2 tRNA genes and 3 rRNA genes are annotated in these 5,454 nt (G+C 54.7%); all 5 read right to left on the bottom strand.

Features of this window, described 5'->3' with window-relative positions:
- Nucleotides 1–24: 24 nt before the first annotated feature.
- The 5 genes from rrf to QQL64_RS11795 all read right to left on the bottom strand — a co-directional run bounded on the left by rrf (nucleotide 25) and on the right by QQL64_RS11795 (nucleotide 5,194).
- Nucleotides 25–139 (bottom strand): 5S ribosomal RNA (gene rrf / locus QQL64_RS11815).
- Nucleotides 140–262: 123 nt separating this feature from the next.
- Nucleotides 263–3,139 (bottom strand): 23S ribosomal RNA (locus QQL64_RS11810).
- A gap of 221 nt (nucleotides 3,140–3,360) precedes the next feature.
- A tRNA-Ala gene (locus QQL64_RS11805) sits at nucleotides 3,361–3,436 on the bottom strand.
- A gap of 26 nt (nucleotides 3,437–3,462) precedes the next feature.
- Nucleotides 3,463–3,539, bottom strand: a tRNA-Ile gene (locus QQL64_RS11800).
- A 110-nt stretch (nucleotides 3,540–3,649) separates the two neighbouring features.
- Nucleotides 3,650–5,194 (bottom strand): 16S ribosomal RNA (locus QQL64_RS11795).
- Together the 16S, 23S and 5S rRNA genes with 2 tRNA genes alongside form the textbook arrangement of a ribosomal RNA operon.
- Nucleotides 5,195–5,454: the final 260 nt, after the last annotated feature.

Here is a 5,454-nt window from a genome sequence, read left to right as displayed (position 1 = left end):
CGGTGAGGGTTTTTAGGATAAAGCCCCTGGCGGTGACCTACTCTTGCATGGGCAATGCCACACTACCATCGGCGCAGCTGCGTTTCACTTCCGAGTTCGGGATGGGATCGGGTGGGGCCACAGCGCTATAGCCGCCAGGGAAGGGGTTGAAGCAGCGCATCATATGCGCCGGCTTCAAAAGGGGTAAACGAGTGACAAGCGTCTGGTGAAGTTGGTCGAGATGTTCGTGAGACTTTCGTCTAGCGAAGCGTCTTGGGGTTATATGGTCAAGCCGCACGGCGCATTAGTATCAGTTAGCTCAGTACATTGCTGTACGTCCACACCTGACCTATCAACCACGTAGTCTACATGGTGCCTTAAGGAGACTCGAAGTCTCGGGAGATCTCATCTTGGGGCGTGCTTCCCGCTTAGATGCTTTCAGCGGTTATCACTTCCGTTCATAGCTACCGGGCAATGCCTCTGGCGAGACAACCCGAACACCAGCGGAACGTCCACTCCGGTCCTCTCGTACTAGGAGCAGCCCCCCTCAAATCTCCAACGCCCACGACAGATAGGGACCGAACTGTCTCACGACGTTCTGAACCCAGCTCGCGTACCACTTTAAATGGCGAACAGCCATACCCTTGGGACCGGCTACAGCCCCAGGATGTGATGAGCCGACATCGAGGTGCCAAACACCGCCGTCGATATGAACTCTTGGGCGGTATCAGCCTGTTATCCCCGGAGTACCTTTTATCCGTTGAGCGATGGCCCTTCCATACAGAACCACCGGATCACTAAGACCTACTTTCGTACCTGCTTGATCCGTCGATCTTGCAGTCAAGCACGCTTATGCCTTTGCACACAGTGCGCGATGTCCGACCGCGCTGAGCGTACCTTCGTGCTCCTCCGTTACTCTTTGGGAGGAGACCGCCCCAGTCAAACTACCCACCATACACGGTCCCCGATCCGGATTACGGACCTAGGTTAGAACGTCAAGCACTTCAGGGTGGTATTTCAAGGTTGGCTCCACGCAAACTAGCGTCTGCGCTTCATAGCCTCCCACCTATCCTACACAGAAGAACTCAACGTTCAGTGTAAAGCTATAGTAAAGGTTCACGGGGTCTTTCCGTCTTGCCGCGGGAACGCTGCATCTTCACAGCGATTTCAATTTCACTGAGTCTCGGGTGGAGACAGCGCCGCTGTCGTTACGCCATTCGTGCAGGTCGGAACTTACCCGACAAGGAATTTCGCTACCTTAGGACCGTTATAGTTACGGCCGCCGTTTACTGGGGCTTCGATCAAGAGCTTCGCCTTGCGGCTGACCCCATCAATTAACCTTCCAGCACCGGGCAGGCGTCACACCCTATACGTCCACTTTCGTGTTTGCAGAGTGCTGTGTTTTTGATAAACAGTCGCAGCGGCCAGGTTACTGCGACCCGCTAGTGCTCAGTCACGCATGTGACCACACCGGCGGGCGCACCTTCTCCCGAAGTTACGGTGCCATTTTGCCTAGTTCCTTCACCCGAGTTCTCTCAAGCGCCTTGGGATTCTCACCCTGCCTACCAGTGTCGGTTTACGGTACGGTTTGCTGTAGCTGAAGCTTAGTGGCTTTTCCTGGAAGCGTGGTCTTAGTCACTTCGCCCTATTGGGCTCGTCTCGGTGCTCGGCGTATGTGATCCCGGATTTGCCTAAGATCACCGCCTACCTCCTTTCCCCGGGACAACCAACGCCCGGTAGACCTAACCTTCTCCGTCCCCACATCGCACTACAGTCAAGTGCTGGAATATTAACCAGCTTCCCATCGACTACGCATTTCTGCCTCGCCTTAGGGGCCGACTCACCCTGCGCCGATGAACGTTGCGCGAGGAAACCTTGGGCTTTCGGCGTGCGGGCTTTTCACCCGCATTATCGTTACTCATGTCAGCATTCGCACTTCCGATACCTCCAGCGAGCTTCTCAACTCACCTTCACAGGCTTACGGAACGCTCCTCTACCGCGCATATTGCTATGCACCCCGAGCTTCGGTGTATCGCTTAGCCCCGTTAAATCTTCCGCGCAGACCGACTCGACCAGTGAGCTATTACGCTTTCTTTAAAGGGTGGCTGCTTCTAAGCCAACCTCCTGGCTGTCTATGCCTTTCCACATCGTTTTCCACTTAGCGATAACTTGGGGACCTTAGCTGCGGGTCTGGGTTGTTTCCCTTTTCACGACGGACGTTAGCACCCGCCGTGTGTCTCCCGTACATTCTGTCCTGGTATTCGGAGTTTGCCATGGTTTGCTAAGTCGCGATGACCCGCTAGCCATAACAGTGCTCTACCCCCAGGAAGATTCATACGAGGCGCTACCTAAATAGCTTTCGAGGAGAACCAGCTATCTCCGAGTTTGTTTAGCCTTTCACTCCTATCCACAGCTCATCCCCATCTATTGCAACAGATGTGGGTTCGGTCCTCCAGTGCGTGTTACCGCACCTTCAACCTGGCCATGGATAGATCACTCGGTTTCGGGTCTACTGCCAGAGACTATGCGCCCTATTCAGACTCGGTTTCCCTTCGCCTCCCCTAGACGGTTAAGCTCGCCACTGACAGTAAGTCGCTGACCCATTATACAAAAGGTACGCAGTCACCCTTACGGGCTTCCACTGCTTGTACGTATACGGTTTCAGGATCTATTTCACTCCCCTCTCCGGGGTTCTTTTCGCCTTTCCCTCACGGTACTTGTTCGCTATCGGTCAGTCAGGAGTATTTAGCCTTGGAGGATGGTCCCCCCATGTTCAGACAAGGTTTCTCGTGCCTCGCCTTACTCAATTTCACACAATGTGCGCTTTCGCCTACGGGGCTATCACCCGCTATGGCCGGCCTTTCCAGACCGTTCGACTAACACATACTGTGCTTTTGGGCTGCTCCCCGTTCGCTCGTCGCTACTCAGGGAATCTCGGTTGATTTCTTTTCCTCCGGGTACTTAGATATTTCAGTTCCCCGGGTTCGCTTCGCTACGCTATGTATTCACGCAGCGATACTCCTTACGGAGTGGGTTTCCCCATTCGGACATTGCCGGATCAAAGCTTGTTGCCAGCTCCCCGACACTTTTCGCAGGCTGCCACGTCCTTCATCGCCTCTGACTGCCAAGGCATCCACCGTATACGCTTAGTCGCTTGACCATATAACCCCAAGTCGCCTCGGGGCTACTCCCCTTCCTCCTCAGGAAATGGGATTCGCCAAACAACGCATTCGCTTACTTCTTTGCCTCAACGACACATCTCGGTTCGTTCGAACCAAGACGCTTGTCACTCGTTTACGTTTTCAAAGAACACGACACTGGCCTCAACGCCAGCTCGCTTCAAAATCTTTTGTGTGCGCTACACATCCGCTTACCGATAACTGGTGGAGCCAGTCGGGATCGAACCGACGACCCCCTGCTTGCAAAGCAGGTGCTCTCCCAGCTGAGCTATGGCCCCGTAATTCCGGGTCAACATCCCCATAATGGTGGGTCTAGGTGGACTCGAACCACCGGCCTCACCCTTATCAGGGGTGCGCTCTAACCACCTGAGCTACAGACCCATAAAGCTTTAAGGCCCCGCCCCTTACGGAGCTGAGCCTTTCACGCCGTCGGCGTGCGGATGTGCAGGTGTCTTGTGTGGACGTCTTGCGAAGGACGTCTGTCGTTCTCGAAAGGAGGTGATCCAGCCGCACCTTCCGATACGGCTACCTTGTTACGACTTCACCCCAGTCATGAACCACTCCGTGGTCGTCGCCCTCCTTGCGGTTAGGCTAACGGCTTCTGGAGCAACTCACTCCCATGGTGTGACGGGCGGTGTGTACAAGGCCCGGGAACGTATTCACCGCGGCATAGCTGATCCGCGATTACTAGCGATTCCGACTTCACGAAGTCGAGTTGCAGACTTCGATCCGGACTGGGATCGGCTTTCTGGGATTGGCTCCACCTCGCGGTATTGCAACCCTCTGTACCGACCATTGTAGTACGTGTGTAGCCCTGGCCGTAAGGGCCATGATGACTTGACGTCATCCCCACCTTCCTCCGGTTTGTCACCGGCAGTCTCCTTAGAGTTCCCACCATTACGTGCTGGCAACTAAGGACAAGGGTTGCGCTCGTTGCGGGACTTAACCCAACATCTCACGACACGAGCTGACGACAGCCATGCAGCACCTGTGTTCTGATTCCCGAAGGCACTCCCGCATCTCTGCAGGATTCCAGACATGTCAAGGCCAGGTAAGGTTCTTCGCGTTGCATCGAATTAAACCACATACTCCACCGCTTGTGCGGGCCCCCGTCAATTCCTTTGAGTTTCAGTCTTGCGACCGTACTCCCCAGGCGGCGAACTTAACGCGTTAGCTTCGACACTGATCTCCGAGTTGAGACCAACATCCAGTTCGCATCGTTTAGGGCGTGGACTACCAGGGTATCTAATCCTGTTTGCTCCCCACGCTTTCGTGCCTCAGCGTCAGTGTTGATCCAGATGGCCGCCTTCGCCACTGATGTTCCTCCCGATCTCTACGCATTTCACCGCTACACCGGGAATTCCACCATCCTCTATCACACTCTAGCGAGCCAGTATCCACTGCCATTCCCAGGTTGAGCCCGGGGATTTCACAGCAGACTTAACTCACCGCCTACGCACGCTTTACGCCCAGTAATTCCGATTAACGCTTGCACCCTTCGTATTACCGCGGCTGCTGGCACGAAGTTAGCCGGTGCTTATTCCTCAGGTACCGTCAGCCCCACCGGGTATTAGCCGATGGTATTTCGCTCCTGATAAAAGTGCTTTACAACCCGAAGGCCTTCTTCACACACGCGGCATTGCTGGATCAGGCTTGCGCCCATTGTCCAATATTCCCCACTGCTGCCTCCCGTAGGAGTCTGGGCCGTGTCTCAGTCCCAGTGTGGCTGATCATCCTCTCAGACCAGCTATCGATCGTCGCCTTGGTGGGCCATTACCCCACCAACTAGCTAATCGAACATCGGTCCGTCTAACCGCGCGAGGTCCGAAGATCCCCCGCTTTCTCCCGTAGGACGTATGCGGTATTAGCGTAAGTTTCCCTACGTTATCCCCCACGTCTAGGTAGGTCCCGATGTATTCCTCACCCGTCCGCCACTCGCCACCCATCGTATTGCTACGACTGTGCTGCCGTTCGACTTGCATGTGTTAGGCATGCCGCCAGCGTTCAATCTGAGCCAGGATCAAACTCTTCACTTAAGTTTTCGACCAACCGAAGTTGATCTATCTTTCTGAAGCGTTAGTCCTAACCATAAAACGTCAAGCTTTTGAATTGACTCTTAGGTTAGACGCTTGCATTTGTTTGGACAGTTTCCCGTCCAACGCAAGACGCCCACACAAGTCACCTGCGCACACTGTCAAAGATCAACCACTTGCAGTCCGTTTCTCGAACCGCCCCGAAGACCTTTCGTCCCGGGTGAGCCGCCCATTCTACATCCCTTTCACCTTCCGTCAACACC

Origin of the sequence: Dyella lipolytica (genome assembly GCF_030160075.1) — a bacterium.
Classification (GTDB): domain Bacteria; phylum Pseudomonadota; class Gammaproteobacteria; order Xanthomonadales; family Rhodanobacteraceae; genus Dyella_B; species Dyella_B lipolytica.
This window is presented reverse-complemented; position numbering and strand designations above follow the sequence as displayed.